Origin of the sequence: Amycolatopsis sp. GM8, from assembly GCF_021653975.1 — a bacterium.
Taxonomy (GTDB): Bacteria; Actinomycetota; Actinomycetes; order Mycobacteriales; family Pseudonocardiaceae; genus Amycolatopsis_E.
Map to the genome: position 1 here is coordinate 236,147 of NZ_JAJKFK010000004.1, position 20,670 is coordinate 256,816.

20 protein-coding genes and 1 pseudogene are annotated in these 20,670 nt (G+C 67.7%); 13 read left to right on the forward strand and 8 right to left on the reverse strand.

The window, feature by feature from the left end; translation table 11 throughout:
* Positions 1-57: 57 nt before the first annotated feature.
* Positions 58-1,245, forward strand: a complete 1,188-nt coding sequence (locus tag LOZ83_RS19695; protein WP_236792316.1) for a cytochrome P450 — start codon at positions 58-60, stop codon at positions 1,243-1,245.
* 14 nt (positions 1,246-1,259) lie between these two features.
* On the forward strand, positions 1,260-1,472 hold the full coding sequence (locus tag LOZ83_RS19700; RefSeq protein WP_236792317.1) for a ferredoxin: 213 nt from the start codon (positions 1,260-1,262) through the stop codon (positions 1,470-1,472).
* A 77-nt stretch (positions 1,473-1,549) separates the two neighbouring features.
* Here LOZ83_RS19700 and LOZ83_RS19705 read toward each other — a convergent pair whose 3' ends face one another.
* The 4 genes from LOZ83_RS19705 to LOZ83_RS19720 all read right to left on the reverse strand — a co-directional run bounded on the left by LOZ83_RS19705 (position 1,550) and on the right by LOZ83_RS19720 (position 7,154).
* Positions 1,550-2,542, reverse strand: coding sequence for an aldo/keto reductase (locus LOZ83_RS19705; RefSeq protein ID WP_236792318.1), 993 nt, complete (start codon positions 2,540-2,542; stop codon positions 1,550-1,552).
* Positions 2,543-2,553: 11 nt separating this feature from the next.
* Positions 2,554-3,051 (reverse strand): hypothetical protein, encoded by a 498-nt coding sequence (locus LOZ83_RS19710; RefSeq protein WP_236792319.1) that lies wholly within the window; start codon positions 3,049-3,051, stop codon positions 2,554-2,556.
* Positions 3,052-3,195: 144 nt separating this feature from the next.
* Positions 3,196-5,997 carry a LuxR C-terminal-related transcriptional regulator gene (locus tag LOZ83_RS19715; protein ID WP_236792320.1) on the reverse strand — a complete coding sequence of 934 codons (2,802 nt, stop codon included), beginning with the start codon at positions 5,995-5,997 and terminating at the stop codon, positions 3,196-3,198.
* Between the two features lie 380 nt (positions 5,998-6,377).
* Entirely contained in the window at positions 6,378-7,154 is a 777-nt protein-coding gene (locus LOZ83_RS19720; RefSeq protein WP_236792321.1) for an AfsR/SARP family transcriptional regulator, read from the reverse strand.
* A 259-nt stretch (positions 7,155-7,413) separates the two neighbouring features.
* Between LOZ83_RS19720 and LOZ83_RS19725 the strand changes: the two genes are divergently transcribed.
* Entirely contained in the window at positions 7,414-8,625 is a 1,212-nt protein-coding gene (locus LOZ83_RS19725; RefSeq protein WP_236792322.1) for a cytochrome P450, read from the forward strand.
* A gap of 51 nt (positions 8,626-8,676) precedes the next feature.
* Here the strand turns inward: LOZ83_RS19725 and LOZ83_RS19730 are convergent, their stop codons facing one another.
* On the reverse strand, positions 8,677-10,122 hold the full coding sequence (locus LOZ83_RS19730) for an MFS transporter (RefSeq protein ID WP_236792323.1): 1,446 nt from the start codon (positions 10,120-10,122) through the stop codon (positions 8,677-8,679).
* A gap of 92 nt (positions 10,123-10,214) precedes the next feature.
* Between LOZ83_RS19730 and LOZ83_RS19735 the strand changes: the two genes are divergently transcribed.
* From LOZ83_RS19735 to LOZ83_RS19760, 7 genes and pseudogenes are all read left to right on the forward strand, one after another.
* A complete protein-coding gene (locus tag LOZ83_RS19735) occupies positions 10,215-10,805 on the forward strand; it encodes a TetR/AcrR family transcriptional regulator (RefSeq protein WP_236792324.1) in 591 nt (196 codons plus the stop codon).
* A gap of 47 nt (positions 10,806-10,852) precedes the next feature.
* Complete coding sequence (locus tag LOZ83_RS19740; RefSeq protein ID WP_236792325.1) at positions 10,853-11,812, forward strand: alpha/beta hydrolase; 960 nt, start codon at positions 10,853-10,855, stop codon at positions 11,810-11,812.
* A gap of 147 nt (positions 11,813-11,959) precedes the next feature.
* On the forward strand, positions 11,960-13,069 hold the full coding sequence (locus LOZ83_RS19745; protein WP_236792326.1) for an acyltransferase: 1,110 nt from the start codon (positions 11,960-11,962) through the stop codon (positions 13,067-13,069).
* Between the two features lie 338 nt (positions 13,070-13,407).
* Positions 13,408-14,184, forward strand: coding sequence for a hypothetical protein (locus LOZ83_RS19750; protein ID WP_236792327.1), 777 nt, complete (start codon positions 13,408-13,410; stop codon positions 14,182-14,184).
* 172 nt (positions 14,185-14,356) lie between these two features.
* Positions 14,357-14,488: pseudogene (locus LOZ83_RS40795) on the forward strand (hypothetical protein); the annotation flags it as partial.
* A 13-nt stretch (positions 14,489-14,501) separates the two neighbouring features.
* Positions 14,502-14,717, forward strand: a complete 216-nt coding sequence (locus tag LOZ83_RS19755; protein WP_236792328.1) for a hypothetical protein — start codon at positions 14,502-14,504, stop codon at positions 14,715-14,717.
* Between the two features lie 123 nt (positions 14,718-14,840).
* Positions 14,841-15,023 carry a hypothetical protein gene (locus tag LOZ83_RS19760; protein WP_236792329.1) on the forward strand — a complete coding sequence of 61 codons (183 nt, stop codon included), beginning with the start codon at positions 14,841-14,843 and terminating at the stop codon, positions 15,021-15,023.
* Positions 15,024-15,116: 93 nt separating this feature from the next.
* Here the strand turns inward: LOZ83_RS19760 and LOZ83_RS19765 are convergent, their stop codons facing one another.
* On the reverse strand, positions 15,117-15,497 hold the full coding sequence (locus LOZ83_RS19765) for a MerR family transcriptional regulator (protein ID WP_236792330.1): 381 nt from the start codon (positions 15,495-15,497) through the stop codon (positions 15,117-15,119).
* 147 nt (positions 15,498-15,644) lie between these two features.
* Between LOZ83_RS19765 and LOZ83_RS19770 the strand changes: the two genes are divergently transcribed.
* On the forward strand, positions 15,645-15,980 hold the full coding sequence (locus tag LOZ83_RS19770) for an EthD domain-containing protein (protein ID WP_236792331.1): 336 nt from the start codon (positions 15,645-15,647) through the stop codon (positions 15,978-15,980).
* A 13-nt stretch (positions 15,981-15,993) separates the two neighbouring features.
* Here the strand turns inward: LOZ83_RS19770 and LOZ83_RS19775 are convergent, their stop codons facing one another.
* Both LOZ83_RS19775 and LOZ83_RS19780 read right to left on the reverse strand, forming a co-directional pair.
* Complete coding sequence (locus tag LOZ83_RS19775) at positions 15,994-16,713, reverse strand: hypothetical protein (protein WP_236792332.1); 720 nt, start codon at positions 16,711-16,713, stop codon at positions 15,994-15,996.
* On the reverse strand, positions 16,710-17,354 hold the full coding sequence (locus tag LOZ83_RS19780) for an RNA polymerase sigma factor (protein WP_374202677.1): 645 nt from the start codon (positions 17,352-17,354) through the stop codon (positions 16,710-16,712). The genes LOZ83_RS19775 and LOZ83_RS19780 overlap by 4 nt, the downstream gene beginning before the upstream one ends.
* Before the next feature lie 412 nt (positions 17,355-17,766).
* Between LOZ83_RS19780 and LOZ83_RS19785 the strand changes: the two genes are divergently transcribed.
* On the forward strand, positions 17,767-18,864 hold the full coding sequence (locus LOZ83_RS19785) for a hypothetical protein (RefSeq protein ID WP_236792333.1): 1,098 nt from the start codon (positions 17,767-17,769) through the stop codon (positions 18,862-18,864).
* A gap of 18 nt (positions 18,865-18,882) precedes the next feature.
* Positions 18,883-20,646, forward strand: coding sequence for a hypothetical protein (locus tag LOZ83_RS19790; protein WP_236792334.1), 1,764 nt, complete (start codon positions 18,883-18,885; stop codon positions 20,644-20,646).
* The last annotated feature ends 24 nt before the right edge of the window (positions 20,647-20,670 follow it).

Consider the following 20,670-nt stretch of genomic DNA (forward strand, 5'->3'; position numbering starts at 1 on the left):
GGAAATCGATAATTTCTGGCTCGCAGGAGTGTGCAGAATTCGTCGAAAGGTGTGGAAATGACCATTGCGCCGCCGTATCCGCAGAAACGGACCTGTCCCTACCAGCCGCCGACCGGGTACGCGGCGATCGCCGAATCGGGACCGGTTCTGAAGGTCACCCTCTTCGACGGCAGGGAGGCCTGGATGGTCACCGGCTACCAGGAATCGCGTGACATCCTGACCCACCCGAACCTTTCCTCACAACGGACCCACCCGGCGTTCCCGATCGTCGCGCCCCGGTTCCGTTCCCCGGTCGCGCGCAGCCTGGCGATGATCGCCATGGATCCTCCCGAGCACGACATCTACCGGCGCTACCTGAACCCGCATTTCAGCCTCAAAATGGTGCGCACGATGCGCGGCGACATCGAGCGGATCGTGGCGGGGTTCGTCGACGAGATCATCGAGCACGGGCCGCCCGCCGATCTCATCCCGATGCTCGCCATGCCGTTGCCGTCGCTGGTGATCTGCCAGCACCTCGGGGTCCCGTATCACGATCACGAGTTCTTCCAGGACGCCAGCGGGAAGGTGATGCTGGGCGACGAGTCCGAGTCGGCCACCGCGGCGGACAGCCTGGTCACCTATCTCGACAACCTGGTGACCGAGCAGCTGTCCCGGCCCACCGACGGCCTCCTCGGCCGGCTGGTCACCGAACGGGTGGCCGAGGGCGACATCGGGCACGACGAGCTGGTCTCCATCGCACTGGTGCTGCTGATCGCGGCGCACGAAACCACCGCCTCCTCGCTCGCCCTGGGCATCATCACCCTGCTCGAGCACCCGGAGCAGCTGGCCAAGCTGCACGCCGACATGAGTCGCCTGCCGCGGGCGGTCGAGGAGCTGTTGCGGTTCATCGGTACCACGGACCTGGTCGCCACCCGCGTGGCCAAGGGCGACATCGAGATCGCGGGCACGCTGATCCGGGCGGGCGAGCCGGTGCTGGTGTCCGGGGTGCTGGCCAACCGGGACGAGGCGAACCACCAGCGGCCGGACGAGTTCGACATCCTGCGCGAGGACACCCACCACCTGACGTTCGGGTTCGGCATCCACCAGTGCCTGGGGCAGAACCTGGCGCGGCTGGAACTGGAGGTGGCGTTGCACCAGTTGCTCACCCGGATTCCGACGCTCAAGCTCGCGGTGCCCGTCGACCAGCTGCCGATCCTCGGCGCCGGGACGGTGCAGCGCGTGCTGGAGCTGCCGGTCGAGTGGTAGCGGGGAGCCCCGGAATGCGCGTGGAAGCGGATCGGGACCGGTGCATCAGCGCGGGCCGCTGCATGGCGACGGCGCCGCGGATCTTCGATCAGGACGACGACGGGATCGTGGTGGTCGTGGTCCCGGAGACCGGGCCGGACGACGAGGCACAGGTCCGTGAGGCGGGTTTTCTCTGTCCCGCGCAAGCGATCCGGATCACGGCCGTGCGCTCAGAACCCGGCGACTAGTCGCCGGGTTCTGGTCCGCACGGCCGAAAGTACGTCGCGGCCGGGCCTCCGAGGGGAGCCCGGCCGCGGCGTTCGTGTCAGCGGCCGATGAAGCTCATGCTGTAGTCGTTCCATCGCGCTCCCGCGACGTCCTCGGCGGGAAAGGTGGCCTCGACCGCGGACAGCTCGGCGGGGGAGAGCTGGAGGAACGCGGCGTCGACGTTCTCCTCCAGGTGCGTGCGGTACCGGGTGCCCGGGATCGGCACGACATCCGGTCCGCGATGCTGCAGCCAGGCCAGCGCCAGCTGCGCCGCGCTCACCCCGATCTCCCCGGCGAGGAGAAGCAGCCGCTCCGCGAGGGCGAGGTTCTTCTCCAGGTTGCCCGGGGCGAAGCGGGGCAGGGCGGTGCGGCGGAAGTCGTCGAGTTCGCCGGTGCCGGTGATCCTGCCACTGAGGAACCCGCGACCGAGCGGGGCATAGGCGACGATCGTGATGCCGAGTTCCCGGCACAGGGGCACGATTTCGTCCTCGATGTCCCGCGACCACAGCGACCACTCCGTCTGCAACGCCGCGACCGGGTGCACGGCGTGCGCGCGGCGGATGCTGTCCGGCCCGGCCTCCGACAGCCCGATCTCGCGGATCTTGCCGGCGGTCACGAGGTCCGACAGCGCGCCCGCCGTCTCCTCGATCGGCACTGCACTGTCCACTCTGGTCAGTGTGAAGAGGTCGATGTGGTCGACGCCGAGCCGGCGCAGTGAGGCGTCACAGCATTCCCGTACATAAGCGGCGTCGCCCCGCACGCCTGTGCCCACCCCCGGTCCGGGGCGCAGCACACCGAACTTGGTCGCCACCACGGCGTGGTCCCGCCGACCGGCGACGGCCCGCCCGATCAGGGACTCGTTCTCACCGTGGCCGTAGACATCGGCGGTGTCGAGCAGGGTGGCGCCGAGTTCGAGTGCCCGGTGAATCGTCGCGATCGACTCGCGCTCCTCCGCCGGCCCGTAGAGCTCGCTCATGCCGAGGCAGCCGAGGCCTTGGGCACCGGCGGTGAGCTTGCCGACCCGGCGGGCCGGCAACCTGGTCAACGTCATGTCCGCCGCGCTCACTTCCGGTACAGCACGATCGATGACGTGTAGGTGTCGTGCGTTTCGAGCACCACCGGCCGGAACTGCCGGTACCCGATAGCGCCGCGGAGCGGGCCCGCGACCACGACCGCGGGAATGGTCGCGCTCTCCCCGGCGGTCAGCCGCGCGTCGTCCACCAGCCCGCCGGCCCGGATGATGTTGCCGTCCAGCAACGAGATCCGCTCACCGAAGTAGCCGACGAACTCGCCGTTGTCCTGTTTGAAGAGCATGCGGCCCGCACCGGTGGTGTGGCCGATCAGCTCGCCCGAGGGCGCGAACATGTCCAGTTTCACGGTCGCGAAGTCGCTCTCGGTGGGGGTGGTCCCGGTCATGTCTGGGTTGGTCGACTCGTACGCCGTGACCTTCTCGGTGAGATCGCGGAGAATCAGCGAGTTGCCGCCGTCCTCCAGCGCCGAGACCTCGGCGGAGCCCGCGGCGGGCGGAACGGCGAAAGTGGACAGGACCAATGAGTTCACGACGCTTCTCAGGTGGGAGAGGTTCCTCGTCAGGGGACCCTGGAGCAAGAACACGATCGCCTCCTCGCGAGACCGGATGAGCGGCACAGGTGAGGTCAAACTAGGTCAACCGCCTCAAGTGCTTCTAAAATGCCGGGCCCGGCATCAGCTGGAGCGGGTGGCCGTCGTGATCGCGAGGGTCAGCTGCACCTTCGAATTGACCCCGGTCTTCCGGTAGATCCGGGTGAGGTGGACGTCGACGGTTCTGGTGCTGATGTACAGCCGCTCCGCGATCTCACGGCGTTTCATGCCGGAGCAGATCAGGAAGGCGATCTCGCGCTCCCGCCGGGTCAGGTCGCCGAGCACGTCCGGCTCCACGAGCGCCGGCTCGGGAACGGCCGTCTGCGTGCTCAACCAGTGCTGCAGGGTCAGTGCCCGGGACCTGCTGGCGATCTCGTGGGCGAGCGCGGCGGTCTCGGCGGCTTCCGACGCGCGGCCCAGTCCTTTGAGGACACCGGCGGCCAGGCCGAGCGCGTAGGACTGGTCGATGGACATGTCCACGGACGCGAACTCGTCGGCCGCGTCCAGGTAGCACCGTGCGGCGTCACGGTGCTCATCCCGTTCACGCAGTGCGTGGCCGCGGGCGAGTGCCGCGTAGCCGCGGTTGTGGGGGAGCGGCGCGGCGCGCGCGTATTCCTCGCATCTCGCAGCGGAATCGGACACGGGCAGGCCCGCGTCGTAGGCGGCCGCACACAGCAGCTCCCAGGTTTTCCCCCGCTGGTTCATCGGGATACCGGTGAGCCCCAAGCCCTTGCCGTCGTTGAGCAGCAGCGCCACACAGTGCTTGGGATCCCCGTTCAGCCAGGCCGACATGGCCAGCGACAACGCCGCGATCGAGGCGGAGCCGTTGACGCTCGCCCGGTACGGTGACTGCTTGGCGAGCGCCAGCTGCGCCAGTGCCTTCGCCTGCTCGCTGTCCGCGGGCTGCAACCAGACCTCGCTCATCGATTTGAGCGCGACCGCCTGGGCGTGCCGCAGGGAGTTCCCGGAGCCTGACTCGATGATCGCGGCGTCCGCGCAGTCCCGCGCCTGCACGAGCTGTCCGAGGTTGCGCTCGGCCTCGGACAGCAGAACGAACATGGTCGGCAGCACGAAGATGTGCTGGCGCCGCTGCGCGATCGCGACGCCGCGGCGCAGGTGCCGCCGCGCTTCCCCGTAGCGTCCGAGGTAGATGTTGGCCAGGCCGATGATGAACACGGACTCCAGCCGGCGGCCCACCAGGTGTTCGGGGCAGCGGTCGAGAATCCGGCTCGCGGCCTCGGCGTCGGTGAGCGCGGCGCAGGAGTTCTCGCCGGCGATCGTGGCGAGCGCGCGGACCCCGAGCAGCCCGGCCGTGCTGACCTCGTCTCCGTGCCGGCGGGCCGCGGCCAGGGCCTGCTCGGTCTGGCGGGCGTCCGCCGCGAGGCCCTGCATCGCCATCCGGAAGTCGTGGGCGAGCACGAGCCTCGGCCAGAACTCCTCGTCCGACAACCGGTCGCGGCAAAGGAAATCCGTGAGCAGGGCGAACGCCTGGACGTCCTCGCTCAGCAGGCCTTCCACGATCGTGACGAAGGCGATCTGCTCGCCGAGGGCGACCTGGTCCACGGCGTAGTCGGACTCGTGCACCAGGAACAGCAGCTCGCGGCTCTCGGCCATCCGCCCGGAGAGCCCCAGTGCCGTGCTGAGGGCGAGCCGTGCGCGGACACCGAGTTCGCTGTCGACCGGCACCTCCGCGACGACCGGGATGAGCCAGGACAGCGCCTCGCTCAGGTCGCTGTCCATGATTCCGCACGCCGCGTCCACGATCCGGGCCAGCTCACCGGTTTCGGCGTGGGAAAGCGAATGTACGAGATGGAATCCCAGGTTCCGGTCGGTGACGCTCTGCGCGGACAGCGCCCTGATGGCGCGCTGGTGCGCTTGGGTGGCCCAGCAGGGATCGACGGTGCGGTGCAGGAGCGTGCCGACCACACCGTCGCGGACGGAGAAGAAGCAGCTTCCCGACGAGTCCGCCCGCACCAGGTCCCGCCTGATCAGGCTGCCGAGCACCGCGGGCACGATCAGCGGATCGAGGTCCGCGACGGTGGCCAGCATGTCGACGTCGAAGCGGGAACGCAGCACCACAGCGGCATTGAGGACGTAGCGTTCGTTCAGGGTGAGCCCGCGGGTCTCGCGGACCAGCGCGAATTCGAACGGGGCCGCCACGGTGTCGTTGCCGGACCGAGCCGCCTCCTCGAGCGCCTGCAGGGCGCACAGGTTGAACGGGTTGCCACCACTGCGATGCCTGAGATCGAGTGTCGCGGAGCCATAGGGCCTCGACGAGGACAAGGTCAGCATCTGCTCGTCGGTGAGCGGTCCGAGCCCGATCTGCCGTGTCGAGCCGAAGGCGGCGCCGTGTGCCACCGCTTCCGCGAGTTCGACCGGGGTCTGCCGCGGTCGCAGTGACACGACGACGTCGGCCAGCGGACGGGTCGCGCCGCTCGCCATGTCACTCAGCTCGCGGACGGTCTGTTCGTCGGCCAGGTGCGCGTCCTCGACCACCAGCAGTTCCCGCACCGGGCTCCGCCGGCGGAGCCTCGTCACGTTCGTCTCGGCACCCGTCCCGTCGTGCCCGGCGGACGATCGGCGGGCCTGGCGCATGAGCCGCCGCACGGCGTTGATCACGGTTTCCTGCTCGTTGCGCGCGCACTGGTAGACCACGGCCGGCTGCTCGGTCCACATCCGGCCTTTGACGAGCGCGGCGAGCAGCTGCGTCTTCCCCGTTCCCGGTTCCCCGGTCACGGCGATGAACGTGCCCTCGTCCCCGGGGTTTCCGATCGCATCCCGCAGCACCCGCAGCTCCGCGGTCCGCACGGTCGCCGTGTCCGCCGGTTCCGAGAAGGGCGCCTGGTACGCCGCCGGATCGGTGGTACCGGGTATGCGCGCGGACATGCGGACCTCCCCAGGTGGTCTGGACCAGACAGGGTTCCCGCCGCATTGTCCCGGTGCGCGCCGAACCTCGCCGGCGCGGGCCGCCACTCCCGGATTTCCGGAAACCGGTTGACGACATTGTCAAGTGACCGATCGTCGACCAGTCTCATGTGCTCGAATGGCCTTCCCTGAAAAAGTAGTATATGGACGCGTTTTTGACGGTGTCCAGCCCGACATTCGGGTGAGGGGTGTCACACGCTGCTGCCGATCATCAATATTGCGGTGCCGGGGGCCGGTCAGGGGCCAATTCCTGCGTGTTTCGCATTGTGGTTGATACGAACGGCGGAAATGGAATCCAAAAAGTGTCCCGAGGCGTGAGAAAATGATTTTACCCGGGAGTCTCAGCCGACCGGGGCGGGCGCCGGCGAGCTGTAGTCGGGCTCGGAGTCGAGAATGGCTGTCTGCAGCCTGCGCATGGTCAGCCCCGGCTCGAGCCCGAGTTCCTCGCGCAGGACCTTCCTGGCCGAGTGGTACGCGGCGAGCGCGTCCGCCCGGCGGCCCGACCGGTGCAGCGCGAGCATCAGTTGCTCCCGGAACGCTTCGTGCAGCGGGTGTTCGTCGATCCAGCCGGACAGGTCGCTCACCAGTTCCCGGTGCCGCCCCGTCTGCAGCGAGCAGCGCGCGATCGATTCCAGGCACTCGAGGCGAACGGCCTCGACCATGCGGCTGAAGGTGCTGACGATGGCCCTGTCCCGGATGCGCGCGAGCACCGGCCCGCGGAACAGTTTCGTCGCGGCGGTGAAGCAGGCGAGCGCGCGTTCCGGCGACGAGGGCAGCAGCTCCCGGCCGCGCGCGTGCAGCGCCCGCAGCTCGAACAGGTCGACCAGCGACTCGTCGACCCGCAGCAGGTAGCCGTTCGCCTGGGTCTCGATCACCGCACCGCCGGCGTCCGGACGAGCGAAACCCTTACGCAGCTGGGAAACGTAGACATGCAGTCCGGCGCGGACACGGCGCGGCGGGTTGTCACCCCAGATCTCACCGATCAGCTCGTCGGAGGAAACCGTCTGGTTCGCGCGGATCAGTAGTACGGCGAACAAGGTCTCGATCTTCGGCGCGCCGACGGTTCTGATCTCGCCGCCCTCCACGACCTGAAGCGGGCCCAGCAGCTGGTATCTCACGTCGTCCCCCCGTTGCGTCCGGTACTTGGCTCAGACCATTGTTGCCAACCGGGGGCGGCCGCACATCAGCGGAAAGACCTACTTGGCCCCCTGCGCCCAGTACGTATCGGCGCGGCGGCGAACACTGAAGCCGGGCCAAAGGGGGCGCAAAGCCGCGCCGGGGCCGCGGTTGCCGGGTACCCGAAACCGGTCTTAGCGTCAGCGGCCGACCGGGCCACCCGAAGGCCGTGGCCCGACGAGGAACTGTGAGGCCACCGTCATGGAATCCGTTGCTGCGGCGGAAGCCGCCGGCGCGCCGGTGTTTCCCCAGCCGCGCGAATGTCCCTACCAGCCGACCCCCGCCTACCAGCGCCTCGGCGAGGCCGGCCCGATGCACGAGGTCACCCTGTGGAACGGCGCGCGCGCCTGGTTCGTCACCGGCGACGCGCACGCCCGGCAGCTGCTTTCCGACCCCAGGTTCTCGGCCGACCGCGCCCGGCCGGAGTTCCCGGTCGTGCTGCCCCGGTTCGACGCCGCCATCTTCAAGCCGCTGTACCTCATCGGTTTCGACCCGCCGACGCACGAGGTGCACCGCGGTCTCCTCACCGCCGAGTTCAGCCTCAGGCGAGTCCGCGCCCTGCGGCCCGCGGTGGAGCAGCTCGTGGGCGAGCGGATCGACGACATGCTGCGCAAGGGGCCACCCGCCGACCTGGTGCGTGATTTCGCGCTGCCGGTGCCGTCGATCGTCATCTCCGAACTGCTCGGGGTGCCCTACGTGGACCACGACTTCTTCGAGGAGGCGACTCGCGGGCTGCTGCAGGCGGCGGACGAGAAGGCCGCTGATGCCGCGGGACAGGCGCTCCTCGACTATCTGGACAAGCTGCTCACGATCAAGCAGCGGGAGCCGGACGGGCGCGTGCTCGCCAAGCTGGCCGAGCACCTCGACGAGGAGATCACCCGGCACGACCTGCTCCGGATCGCGCTGACGCTGCTGGTCGGCGGGCACGACACGACGTCGATGATGATCGCGCTCGGGGTCGTCACGCTGCTCGAACACCCGGATCAGCTCGACCTGGTGCGCGCCGACCCCGAGAAGATGCCGGCCGCCGTCGAGGAGCTGCTGCGGATCGTGGCGGTCACCGACATGGCGGGTGTCCGGGTCGCGACCGAGGACGTCGAGATCGGCGGGCAGGTCATCAAAGCCGGCGAAGGCATCCTGGTCTCTTCCTCGATGACCAACCGCGATTCGGCCGCGTACGAGTCGCCGTACACCTTCGACATCGGCCGCACGGGCAGCAAGCGGCACCTGACGTTCGGCTTCGGCATCCACCAGTGCCTCGGGCAGAACCTGGCGCGGATGGAGCTGGAGGTCGCTTTCCGGCTGCTGTTCGAGCGCATCCCGGAACTGCGGCTGGCGGCCGGGCTGGACGAGTTGCCGTGGCGCCGCGGCGGCACCATGCAGGGCGTGCACGAACTCCCCGTGACCTGGTAGGCGCGGGAGGGAAGTGTGCTCCGACAACGCCGTCGGAGCACACCTACGCGATCAGCTCTGCGCCTGTTCGGTCGCCGTCTCGGGCACGGCCTCCCGTTTGCTGCCCGGGAGCAGCCAGAACAGCACCAGCACCAGCAGGCCCGCCACCGCGGCGACGGTGGCCCACGTGAAGACCTCCGAGATGTTGTCCGCCACCACGCCCGCGCCCGCGTTGAACGGGATCAGCAGTACGGCCAGGCCGATGCACGCGCCCACGGTGATCGCGGCCTGCAGGATCCCGGCGGTGATACCGGTGTCTTCCGGCCGTGAAGTGGACAGCACGAGCATGTTGAAGGGAACGATCGCCAGCCCGACGCCGAGGCCGACGATGAACAGCTGGGGCAGGACGTCGGCCGCGTAGCTGCTCTGCCCGTCCAGCCTGGTCAGCCAGCCCACGCCGATCACCAGCAGGACAAGGCCGATCGCCGCGCGAGCCCGCAGGTCGAGTTTGGCCACGACCTTGGTGAGCAGCTGGGTGCTCACCAGCAGCCCGACGCCGAAGGGGAGCACGGCGAGTCCGGTCTGCAGCGGGTTCATGCCCAGCCCCAGCTGCAGGTACTGGGCGATGTAGAACACGAAGCCGCCCAGCACGGTGGCCAGCAGCAACAGGTTGATCATCCCGCCGACCCGCTCCCTGCTGGCGAACACCCGCAGCGGAAGCAACGGTTCCGGCGCGCGCGAGTCGACCGCGAGCAGCACACACACCAGGACGGCGGCGATCACCAGCGGTATCAGCGTCCAGGTGTCGCCCCAGCCGTGATCGGCGGCGTGGACCAGACCATAGACTGCGGCCGTCAGCGCGCCGGTGACCAGGACCGCGCTGGGCAGGCCCAGCGAGTGCCGCGCTTTCGCGGCGTCGGAGAACCCGACCACTTTCAGCGCGACGAGCACGACGACCAGTCCGATCGGGACGTTCACCAGCAGGCTCCACCGCCAGTCGCCGGCCCAGGTCAGGATTCCGCCGAGAATCATCCCGGCGGCGGCACCCAGCCCCGTGACCGTCGAGTAGAGCCCGAAAGCCCGCTGCTGCCGTGCGCCGTCGAACAGGATGGCGAGCAGTGCCAGGCCGGTGGGACCGGCTACGGCGGCGCCGGCGCCCTGTAGCGCGCGACCGGCCAGCAGCACCGGGAAGTTCGGTGCCAGGCCGCCGATCAGCGAGGCGATGACGACGATGCTCACGCCCACGATGAACAGGCGGCGGTGGCCGAGGACGTCACCCAGCCTGCCCGCCAGCAGGAGCAGCCCGCCGTAGGCCAGGAGGAAGACGTTCGGCACCCACGACGTCGTCGTGAGGGACAGGCCCAGGTGGCTCGCCACGTTCGGCAGCGCCACGTTCACGAGTGTGCCGTCCATCTGCAGCATGAACTCCGCGCCGACGATCGCGGCGAGTACGAGCCCCCACGCCTTCGGCGGCGGCGCGCCGTCGATGGCGTCGTCGGGGCTTACTTCGGTGCTCATGGAAAGGACCTCCGGAAATGCTATACTGAGACCGCCTCAGGTTGTCGTCAGTTAACCTGAGGCGGTCTCCGGTAGTCAAGCGGGAGGTTTTCGTGAGCGGCAGTGAGCCGTACATAGCCCGGCGTCCGAAGCGGGCCGACGGGCAGCGCAACTACGACGCGATACTCGCGGCCGCCTTCAAGGCCTTTCACGCCGATGGGGCGAGCGCGTCCCTGGAGGACATCGCGAGTCAGGCCGGCGTGGCCATCGGCACCCTTTACCGGCACTTCCCGACCCGCGCGTCGCTCGTCGAGGCGGCGACGAGGGACGGTCTCACGTCGCTCGTCGACCTCGCGGAGGAGACGTCCGCGTCCGGTGACCCGCTGGCCGCGCTGACCGGCTGGATGTCCAGCGCGGTCGAGCACTTCAGCACTTTCCGCGGGCTGGTGGGAATTCTGGCCCAGAGCATGTACGACGAGGGCACGCCGTCGCACGCCGTGTGCGCGGCCATGCACCAGTCCGGCGCGGACCTGTTGCGCAGGGCGCAGGACGCGGGCCGGGTTCGCGCGGACCTCACCCCGGCCGAGCTGTTCGACCTGCTCAGCGGTGCGGCCTGGGTGCGGGAGAACGCGGCGCCCGGGAAGCCGGGTGCCACCCGCTTCCTGGAGCTGATCCTCACCGGGATCACCGTCGCGCCGCGGTAGGGAGCCTTCTCCGTCCTAAGTGGAATTCACGACAAGGGGGGCAAATCTTGCTGGCAGCAGGTGAAAGCGGCACGGGCCGGGTCGTAGCCGAACCGTTGACCGATCTGACCGTGCGCATGGACCCCGAGCTGGTGCCCGTGTACCTCGCGCCGCGCCCGGGAATGCGCACGATCAGTCCCGGGGCGAAGGTCGGCCACCGGGACTTCGCTGTGAAATCGCCTGACTCCGGTCGCGAGGTCCCCGTCCGCGTCTACGAACCGGAATCGCCGCGGCCGGGCGCACCGTCCATGTTGTACGTTCACGGCGGTGGCTTCGCGGCCGGCACTCCAGCGCAGTTCGACCCCATCTGCGACTTCTACGTCCACGAACTCGGCTGCGTCGTCGTCTCGCCGGACTACCGGCTCGCACCCGAACACCCTTTTCCGGCCGCAGTTGAGGATTGTCACGACGTTTTCCGCTGGCTCGTTGCGGCGCAAGAGGAACTGGGGATCGGCTCCGGCGCGCCGGCTGTCGTGGGAATCAGCGCCGGCGCGGCCATCGCGGCCGGCCTGGCATTGCTGGCCCGGGACCGCGGTGGTCCGCGTGCGTCGCTGCTGCTGTTGAATTCGCCGTGCCTCGACGATCGCCACCTGACCCGTTCGAGCCATGAGATCGCCGATCCGCGTGCGTGGAACCGGGACGCTTCGGCGGCGAGCTGGCGCAGTTATGTGGGCCCGGGCGCCGATGAGGTGTCGCCATACGCCGCCCCGGCACGCGCCGAGGACCTGACCGGGCTTCCCCCGACCTACCTCTCCACCGGGGAACTCGAAGTCAGCCGAGACGAAACAATCGAGTTCGCGCAACGGTTGTCGGCCGCCGGGATCCCGGCCGAACTGCACGTCTACCCGGGTTGCTACCACGGTTTCGAGGTGAAGGACCCGGGAGCCGGGGTCAGCGCGGCGTCGCTGGCCGGTCAGATCCGGGCGCTCCGCGGTGCGTTCCGCGCGCACGAAGCGACCGGGCGGTGACTGTCCGCCTCCACCAGCGTTTTCTTTAGTTCTGGCCTAGGCCTCGCGCCGAGACTGTGGGAAATCCGTCTCTCGTGGCGCTCGGAGGTCTTCGCCTTGACCACATCGCTCGATCCACAACTTTCCCGGCTGCCTTCGCTGACAGGTATGAGGTTCATCGCCGCGTTCATGGTTTTCGCCTGCCACGCCTGCTCGATGGCCTACTTCCACGCCGACGTCGACGCGGCGCTGCTGCCTTACGTGTTCGGCTCCGGCTGGAGCGGCGTCGAGTTCTTCTTCATCCTCAGCGGATTCGTGCTGACCTGGTCGGCGCGGGACGACGACCAGTTACGACGTTTCTGGCGACGCCGTTTCGTGAAGATCTACCCCAACCATTTGCTCACCTGGGCCGTAGCGGTGGTGCTGGCGCTGTGGGCGGGCGAGGCGGTCACCACCGGCCGCGTGCTGCCCAGTCTTTTCCTGGTGCACACCTGGTTTCCTGATCTGACGGTCATCACGTCGATCAACGTGCCGAGTTGGTCGCTCAGCTGTGAGCTCTTGTTCTACCTGAGTTTTCCGCTGCTGCTGCGGCTGGTGCGCAAGATCCGGCCGAACCGCCTGTGGCTGTGCGCCGGCGTCGTCGCGGCGACGATCATGATCCTGCCCCTGTTCGCCGACTACCTGCTGCCCGGCACGCCCACTCTGCCCGGCCAGCACATGTCGCTGGTGCAGAACTGGTTCCTGGTTTCCTTCCCGCCGGTCCGGGTGCTGGACTTCACGCTGGGCATCCTGATGGCGAGGATCGTGCAGACGGGCAAGTGGATCCGGCTGCCCATGAGCGCCGCGGTGCTTCTGCTGGTCGTCGGGTGCGTGTTCGAAGTCCTGCTGTTCCCCACGGTTTACGGCCTGACGGCTCCCGTGGTGATCCCGCTCGCGCTGGTGATCGCGGCCGGCGCCACCGCCGACGTGGAGCGGAAACCGTCCCTGGTGCGCGGAAAGGTCATGGTCTGGCTCGGCGAGATCTCGTTCGCCATGTACCTGGTGCACTTCCTGGTGCTGAAGTACGTGCACGACGCGCTCGGTGCCGACCGCACGTGGGACACGCCGATCGCCGTGCTGATCATCGTGGGGCTCCTGGGACTGACGATTTTCATCTCGTGGCTCATGTACACCTTCGTCGAACGCCCGAGCATGCGCCGGTGGAGCCGCCCACGTTCTGCCGGGCCACGTCCAGGGAGCCGGACTCGGCCGGCAGAAGCAGCGGTGCGTGCGGACTAAACACCTGTGCGGTTCTTGGTCGGTTCGGGTCGGTCGGCTTCTACGTCGTGGCGGCTGGGGTGGTGAACGCGCAGCCGTCCACATAACCGTTCGACGGCTGGGTGGCCATTGTCCAGGCGTCTGACGAGGCGGGTCCTGAGCAGGTGGCGCTGTGGGCGATGGCCGTTGAGCCCGGCGCGCCAGGAGATCGTCCACGCGTGCGCTGTTCGGTCGTTGTTTGCGGGGACCGGCCGTTCCACGGCGTACTCCTCATCGGTGGCCAGGCACGCCTGGACGGACCAGCGATTCCCGGGGCGGGGCAGCCGGCCAGTGGGCTCAACGATGTGGGGAATAGTGCCTTGTCGCAGCTCGGCACGGCAATCGAACTGGGACCTGTTCAGCTGGCGGAGGTCACCATCGACCGGCCGGCGCGTTGTGTCGCCGAGCCGGGAAGCGAGGTGCTGGCGGGAACGGCGTACTCACTGGAGGGCCGGGTGCGGGCGCTGATCCACCATCAGGCCACTTTCCGGGGGATCAGTACTCCGCGGCAGAGCGAGGTTTGGCCATGCGTGGGTGGGTTTCCTGGTGTTGCTGACGGGAATCTTGGTATTTTCGAGGGGAGCGGGGTGCTTAGCGGGACGTGGATGGTCCCTGCGGGGATGCGCACCCGCGTGACCGAGGGCTCCCTGCGAGCCAAGATGATCGTTGACGTCGCGGTTCCACCCCTGCCCGATACCAGCACGATCGACTGGGACGAGCCCGATCCGAATGCGCCAACCGTACGGATGACCGACGTCGACGCGATGGCCAGTGGCCAGCAGATGCTGGCGGCGGGAATCGGCGGTTCCGTACTCGCGAGCTGGCTGTTCGAGGCACTGAAAGGCCGCCTGGGCTCGACGTGGCCCGCCACCACCTGCACGACGACCGCGCCCGGATGGACCTTCACGCCACAGCACCACACCGTCCCTGTCCCACCCCGCCAAGCTCACAATCGGCGGCCTGCTCCTTCTGGTGGGCCTGACCTGGCATCGCCGACGGCGGTAGGGATGTCCCTGAGGAGTCATGGCCACCTAGTCGATCGATACACGTATAACGACATATACGCAACCGATTTGTCGTGCGCCAACACTCCGTAACGCCACATCTCGCAAAACAATCGGCTAATGACCAGGAAGGGTATCGGTTTGTGAATAATGCGTTGTCGTTGCGGTTGGTGCTGGATGAACTGTGGGAGTTGGTGGGCCGTTGATCTCGAAGTTCCAGCGTCGGCCGCAGGGTGGCGGTACGGCCCCGCTGCCGCCGAGCACCGTGGACATAGTCTCGCCACCCACGAACCACCGGACCGACGGCTGCGGCGGCCCGCTCGAGTACCGCATGCGGATCGTCATGGAGATCTTGGACCAGATGCGGGAAATCGTCCCGGACGCGATGGTGCTGGGCATGCGGATCAGCGGTGGGGGGACTCGAGAACGGCCTCGGAAACCCGGAATGGGTGGAGATCGCGAGGCGGCTGGTCGCCACGGGCAAGGTGGACTACCTGTCGTGGGTCTTCGGCCGGATCACGACGCCGGACCAGGCCGAAGGCATCCTGACCGTCTGCACTTTTAGTGGGTGCTTGGCGGGTTCATGGTCGACGTCGTCGGTCGCTGTCAGCTACGTACATGGCTGACATCGGTAGCGGGATCCGTAGATCTGCCGGTGTATCGGAGGCGCGCCTCGACCATCTTTGCTCCATGCCTATGTACCCAGGCATCCGAATGACCGCCCCCCGCCCTCGGAACCGGAACACCCCATGAAACAGCTCACCGATCTCGAACTCAGCGACCTTCAGCACATCCAGGCAGCGATGGCCCGATTCCGCCGGAATCACACATCCGAATTGACTCTCGACGAGATTCGCGAGATCAGTGCGGTCATGACGGCCGTGCGCATCCTCATGCGACGCTACACACACGCACTGCCTGCCGCCATTTAGCGCCTGCGTGACGCGTTGACAGGCATCTCACCCCGACGAAATGTCTGCCCAGTATGCGACGTAGCCTTCGGCCGACGTCGATGTGACCGCCGATCAGTGCGTCACCCGTTTTTCGGCGTGCTCAACGAGATAGGTCCGGTTGAAGTCGATCAGTTCGTCGAGTGCGTCCCGGGCACCCGCGAGACTGGAAATCGCCGACGAAAGTCGGTTCCGCTCACGTTCCATCGTCGCCAGGGCCCGCCGGGCCTTGGTCGTGCTGGGTTCGGCCATGCACGGCACCATGTCGGCAATGGCCCGAGTGGACAGACCCGCGGCAAGGAAGGCCCGGATGAGTTCGACCCGCCGGATGTGATCGTCGTCGTAGTGCCGCTGCCCGCTGGCAGCCCGCGCACTCACCAGCAACCCCTGATCCTCGTAATAGCGCAGGAGTCGCCGGCTGACGCCCGTCCGCGTGGACAGCTCGCCGATCCGCATTCCCCACCTCCTCCTGTGTTCCCGGCCACGGCCGCTTGCCTCTCACATGGATGTCAGCCTTTAGCGTAGCTCGCATACGGATCCGGCCGCGGCCCGGCCAGAAACCGGTCTGACACCCACACGAAGAACACAGGAGCACGGGGACACATGATCAAGTTCGCCTATCTGATCAACCGCGCCGAAGGCATGACCTTCCAGCAATTCGTCGAGTACCACCGCGACCACCACGCGCCGCTGTTCACCTCGATTCCCGAGGCCCGCCAGTATGTGAAGAAGTACACCGTTTCGCACCCGGTGCCGGCGCCCGGTTACCCCAGCCCAGCCTATGACGGTCTGACCGAGATCTGGTTCGAGGACTGGGCAGGCCACGACGCCTTCTTCACGTCGGAGAACTACAAGACGCTGGTGAATCCGGACGAGGCGAAGTTCATCGATCCGAATTCCGTCGGGACAATGGTCACTACCGAGACGGGCGTGATCTGACCAGCCGCGTTCCTCAGCGGGAAGGGCCTTCGATCACCTGTCCGTTTTTGAGGGTGACCCGGATGAGGCTGGTGGTGGGCTGGCCGCTGTTCTGAGCGAACTTGGTCTTCGCGAGGAAGGTGCCGTCACGCAGGATTGCGGGAGTCACCGACTTGTCCGGTCCGACTATCGACACGGCGATCACGTCGCTGGTCGCGATTCCGAAGTGGACGGATTCGGTGGCGGGGTAGTTCCAGTTCCAGGGGGCGAGGTAGTCGAATGGGCGTGCTGCGGTTAGCGCGTTATATGCATCGCGCGTGTTGGTGCCTTGTATGAGGCCCGTGCTGTTGCCATTTTTGAGGACACAGACCACCGCGTACTTGTCGTTGCGGACCGCCAGGAAGCCATTTTCCGCATCGATGTCGATTCGGGCGCCCGCCCGCCAATTCTGAGCCGGCGGGAGCTCGTTGTGGTCGGCCTGGATGCATTCGTTGACCAGTTGCACGTCCCCAGGGGAACCGGCAACGGCGATCACCGCGTCGCCGTTGCCATGGCCCCGAAGCTGGGGGAGCGCGATCGCGACCCCAGCGGCGAGCACGACCACTGAGGCGGCCACGGCCAGCGGTGCGCGCATCGTCCTGAAGCGGCCGCCGGAACCCCGCGTCTCCAATTGCGGCTCGAGCTCGTCCCACAACCGATCCCGCAGACCTTCGGGCATCGGTCGCCGTTCTGGCAGGTCGGAGGTCTCGTTCATCGCCCCTCCTCGAAGGCTGTCGTCTCGATGCCCGTGCCAGTGTCCCGCAGGAAACCGCGCAGTTTAGCGCGGGCACGGGAGATCCGTGCCCGCACGCTCACCTCGGCGATCCTCATCACCTCCGCGGCTTCGGCCGTGGACAGCTCACCGAGCAGGCACAGTTCGACGGCTTGCCGTTCACCTTTGGGCAGCTTGCTCACAGCGTCGAGCACCGTGCGCAGCCGGTGGTCCGCGTCGACTTGGTCGGCCACGTCGTCAGCATGGTCACGCGTGGTGTCATTGAGCGGGATCCGCGTCAGCAGCCGGGAGAACCGGCCCAGCCGGCGGTATTCGTGGCGGGCCAGGTTGCTGGCCACGGTGAACAGCCACGGCCGCGCGCTGGAGTTGACCAGCGTCATGTCGGACAACTTCTGCCACGCGGTGAGGAACGTCGAGGACGTGAGGTCCTCGGCCGTTGCCCACGAGCCGGTCAGCCGGTAGGCGTAGTTCCACACGGCCTCGGCGTGCCGCCGGTACAGCTCTCCGTACGCGGCGCGATCCCCGCGCGCTGCCTGTTCCCACAGCGTCTGGTCGTCACTCAGCGGAAGAGCTTCAGGGTCCGCGTCACCGCCGTGTCCAGCACGCGTTTCTGGTCGCGGCACCCACTCTCCAACCATCGTCACACCGGGTGTGTTCCCGCTCGGCTCGTCGGCGTTGCATGCGCCTCGGGTCGGATACTAGCCGCGGTATGGACCTTTGCTCACTGGCCGGTGCTGAAGGTGGCCCGGACATGGTTGGTGGCTGGCTCACCCGCAATCGTGGCGTGGATCACTAACGCAACGCGGGTCGGGCGGCCGGGAACACACCGGGCATGACGACAAACAGGTTGACCCTCTCCTTGGCTGCGGCCCGGCCTGCGGTTGAGGGCGCCTCGATCGACGGTCTTGCGAAATGATCTCCTTGATACCGGAGCGCAATGGCTCTGTCGGGGAAATTGTGTCTCTGATTGGCTCTCACCCGGAACTGGAGGAGCACAGGGACCACCTCCCGGCTTCACGCCTGACCCGCCTCCGTATGCTCGCCCAACCGGCCGCGATCGTGCTGGCCATCCGCGCCTTGAGCCTTTTCATCACCTGGGCGATGTGCGCCGTCAACAACCGCCCCTTCGATTTCCGAGCCTGGGACGGCGCCTTTTACTACGGCCTCGCCAGCCACGGCTACGGCGGGTTCGACCCGTCCGTCACCTACGACCTGGAGGGCCGCTATTTCCCGGACGCGCCAATGGCATTCTTCCCCGGCTACTCCATCGCGGTGCGCCTGCTCGGTTTGCTGTTCGGCGGGCACCTCCTGGCAGTCGCGGTCCTCCTGTCCGTCGCGGCCTCGGTCGTCGCCGGATATGGGATAGCGCGCCTAGCCCGTCACCTCGGCGCTGGGCAACGTGGCCAGCTGGCCGCGGTCGCCCTCACCGCCGGGGCACCCATGTCCGTGGTGTACGCCATGCCCTACCCGGAGGCGCTACTCGTCGCCCTTGCCGCCTGGACCCTCGTCGCCGTCCTCGAACAGCGCTGGGTCCTGGCCGGGCTCGGCGCCGCGGCGGCCGGGCTCACCTCGCCCATGGCCGCCCCCCTCATCCCGGCGGTCGTGGCAGCCGGGCTGGTCCACCTGTACCGCGCCCACACGCACAGGATCGCGACCTTGGCCGCGGTGATCCTCGCGCCACTGGGACTGCTCGGCTACCTGCTGTGGGTGCACGAGGTCTCCAATGTGCGCGGTGGTTATTTCGGCATTACCCAGCGCGCCTGGGGTAACCACGTCGACTTCGGTGTGACCACCGTCCGTTGGATATTCGACACGCTGACCCAGTCGCGGGATGCGTTCGCCGTGTTGACCGCAACCGCGATCATCGCCGCCGTCATCGCCGTCGTGCGGACCCCGATGCCATGGCCGGTGTGGCTCTACACCGCCGGCACGGTCGCGCTGGTCGTCGCGCACACCGGGATCATCCATGACCGGGTGCGGCTGCTGCTGTCCGCGTTCCCGCTGCTGATCGTCGCCGCGGTTCGACTTGGCCGCTTGCGCGGGCGCACGACTGTGCTCGTTGTCGGCGGTGTGGTGCTGGCCGGACTGTGGTTCGGCGCCTACTCGCTCGCCGTCTGGCCCTCCAGCATCTGAGGCGAAGGATCACTTTTCATGACGGTCGCCATTTCCGGCGCGGACAGACCTGACATCGCGCCGGAAAAACCGGACGAAAGAAAGCCGCGAGCGAAATGGCGCGCCAGCCTGCCCGCCTGGCTTTCGGTGGCCGGTGGGACGGCACTGATCGCCTTGCACGCCATACGTTACGGCGGGTGGATGGTGGACGACGCCGCCATCACGTTCGCCTATTCCCGTAGCGTGTCCGAAGGGCTCGGCCCGGTGGTGCAGGCAGGCGCGGCTCCGGTGGAAGGCTATTCCGACCCGACCTGGCTGGTTCTGCTGGCGGCCGGACGGCTGCTCGGGCTGTTCGATCACGGCACTGTTTTCGGCCTATCCGATTACATCGTCTTTCCCAAAGCGCTCGCGTTACTGTGCTGTGCCGGAATTCTCGTGGCCGGTCACCTGGCCGCGCGCCGGGTGACGAAGTGCGCCTGGATAGTGACGTCGCTGTTCGGGGTCACGCTGGCAGCCATTCCGTCCTTCGTGATCTGGTGCTTTTCCGGGCTGGAGAACTCCCTATACGCGCTGGTGGTCGTCGTATTGGCGGTGCTGTTGTTCCGCGCCGTGCTGGACCACCGCTTGTTGTCGGCACGGATCGCATTGGCGGCCGGCGGGCTCGCCGCTTTCGCCGCACTCACACGGCCAGAAGGTCTCAGCTACGGCGCCGCGTATCCGGTGGTCGTCCTGATCTGGCTACGCAGCACCAGTATCCGTCAGGGCCTGCGTCAGATCGGGCTTTCCGTCGGTGCTTTCGTGCTTCTGACCGGCGCGTATTTCTGCTGGCGATATGTCGAATTCGGCCGCCTGCTGTCGAACCCGACGGTCGCCAAGGGACAGGACGCTCCCGGAATCGAGGCCCTGACCCGGATCGGTGACCTGGTCAGCTACGCCGGTGCGCTCGCCGTGCTCGTGCTCGCCGCAGTCGTCGGGCTGGCGCTGACCAGGACGGTCCACTGGCGACGGGGACTCGTCGCGCTACTGGTACCTCTTGCTATAGCACTGGCCGATTACGCGGTGCTGAGACCCGACTGGATGGGGGTCTATCGCTTCGCGACCCCGGTCTGGGCACTGGGCGCGCTGATCAGCACACTCGCCGCGGTCGAAGTGGCGCGCCAGGCCCGTCCCCGCACCCGTGCACTGCTCGCCGCGGCATTGGCCGTCGCGGTGGTCCCGTCAGCCGTGTCGTTCGTGAATCAATCCGAGCAGTTCCGAGCGGCCCCGACCTTCCCGGCCTGTGCCGTCGCCGACCGGTCCGGGAGAATCTTCAATGCCTACGCCGACCTGGCCGGCGTCCGTCAAGGTTCCCTGCTACTGGCCGACCTCGGCGGATCCTCGATGACCAGCCGGCTGCACCTGATCGATCTGGGTGGGCTCGGCGACTCCAAGATCGCCGACTACATCCACAACGGCGACGCGGCAGGGCTGCGCGACTACGTGTTCGACGAAGTCAAACCGACCTTCATCACCACTCACACGCACGGGAGCGGCTTCCATCGAATACCGGTCGATCCGCGCCTGGCCCGGGACTACGACCAGATTTTCGACTCGCCGGACGGGGAGGGTTTCCCCGGCGGTGACTGGGTTCGCAAGGACGCGGTAGCCACCCCGGCCGTCCTCGCCGAACTCCGCGCCTACGCGCAACAGAACACGGCGCGGGTCGACCGTGCGATGAACATGACGAGCCTCACCGCGCCGGGCTGGACGAACAACTGTGGTCCCACCCTCCGTCCAGGCCAAACCCGCCTCAGCCTCGGCTGACCACCGTCATCACCCGAATTTCGG

Bases quoted from the DNA above. Each gene is read 5' to 3' on its own strand.
- LOZ83_RS19695 (WP_236792316.1), top strand. From the start codon at position 58: ATGACCATTGCGCCGCCGTATCCGCAGAAACGGACCTGTCCCTACCAG.
- LOZ83_RS19700 (WP_236792317.1), top strand. From the start codon at position 1,260: ATGCGCGTGGAAGCGGATCGGGACCGGTGCATCAGCGCGGGCCGCTGC.
- LOZ83_RS19705 (WP_236792318.1), bottom strand. From the start codon at position 2,542: ATGACGTTGACCAGGTTGCCGGCCCGCCGGGTCGGCAAGCTCACCGCC.
- LOZ83_RS19715 (WP_236792320.1), bottom strand. From the start codon at position 5,997: ATGTCCGCGCGCATACCCGGTACCACCGATCCGGCGGCGTACCAGGCG.
- LOZ83_RS19725 (WP_236792322.1), top strand. From the start codon at position 7,414: ATGGAATCCGTTGCTGCGGCGGAAGCCGCCGGCGCGCCGGTGTTTCCC.
- LOZ83_RS19730 (WP_236792323.1), bottom strand. From the start codon at position 10,122: ATGAGCACCGAAGTAAGCCCCGACGACGCCATCGACGGCGCGCCGCCG.
- LOZ83_RS19745 (WP_236792326.1), top strand. From the start codon at position 11,960: ATGAGGTTCATCGCCGCGTTCATGGTTTTCGCCTGCCACGCCTGCTCG.
- LOZ83_RS19760 (WP_236792329.1), top strand. From the start codon at position 14,841: ATGAAACAGCTCACCGATCTCGAACTCAGCGACCTTCAGCACATCCAG.
- LOZ83_RS19765 (WP_236792330.1), bottom strand. From the start codon at position 15,497: ATGCGGATCGGCGAGCTGTCCACGCGGACGGGCGTCAGCCGGCGACTC.
- LOZ83_RS19770 (WP_236792331.1), top strand. From the start codon at position 15,645: ATGATCAAGTTCGCCTATCTGATCAACCGCGCCGAAGGCATGACCTTC.
- LOZ83_RS19775 (WP_236792332.1), bottom strand. From the start codon at position 16,713: ATGAACGAGACCTCCGACCTGCCAGAACGGCGACCGATGCCCGAAGGT.
- LOZ83_RS19785 (WP_236792333.1), top strand. From the start codon at position 17,767: ATGCTCGCCCAACCGGCCGCGATCGTGCTGGCCATCCGCGCCTTGAGC.
- LOZ83_RS19790 (WP_236792334.1), top strand. From the start codon at position 18,883: ATGACGGTCGCCATTTCCGGCGCGGACAGACCTGACATCGCGCCGGAA.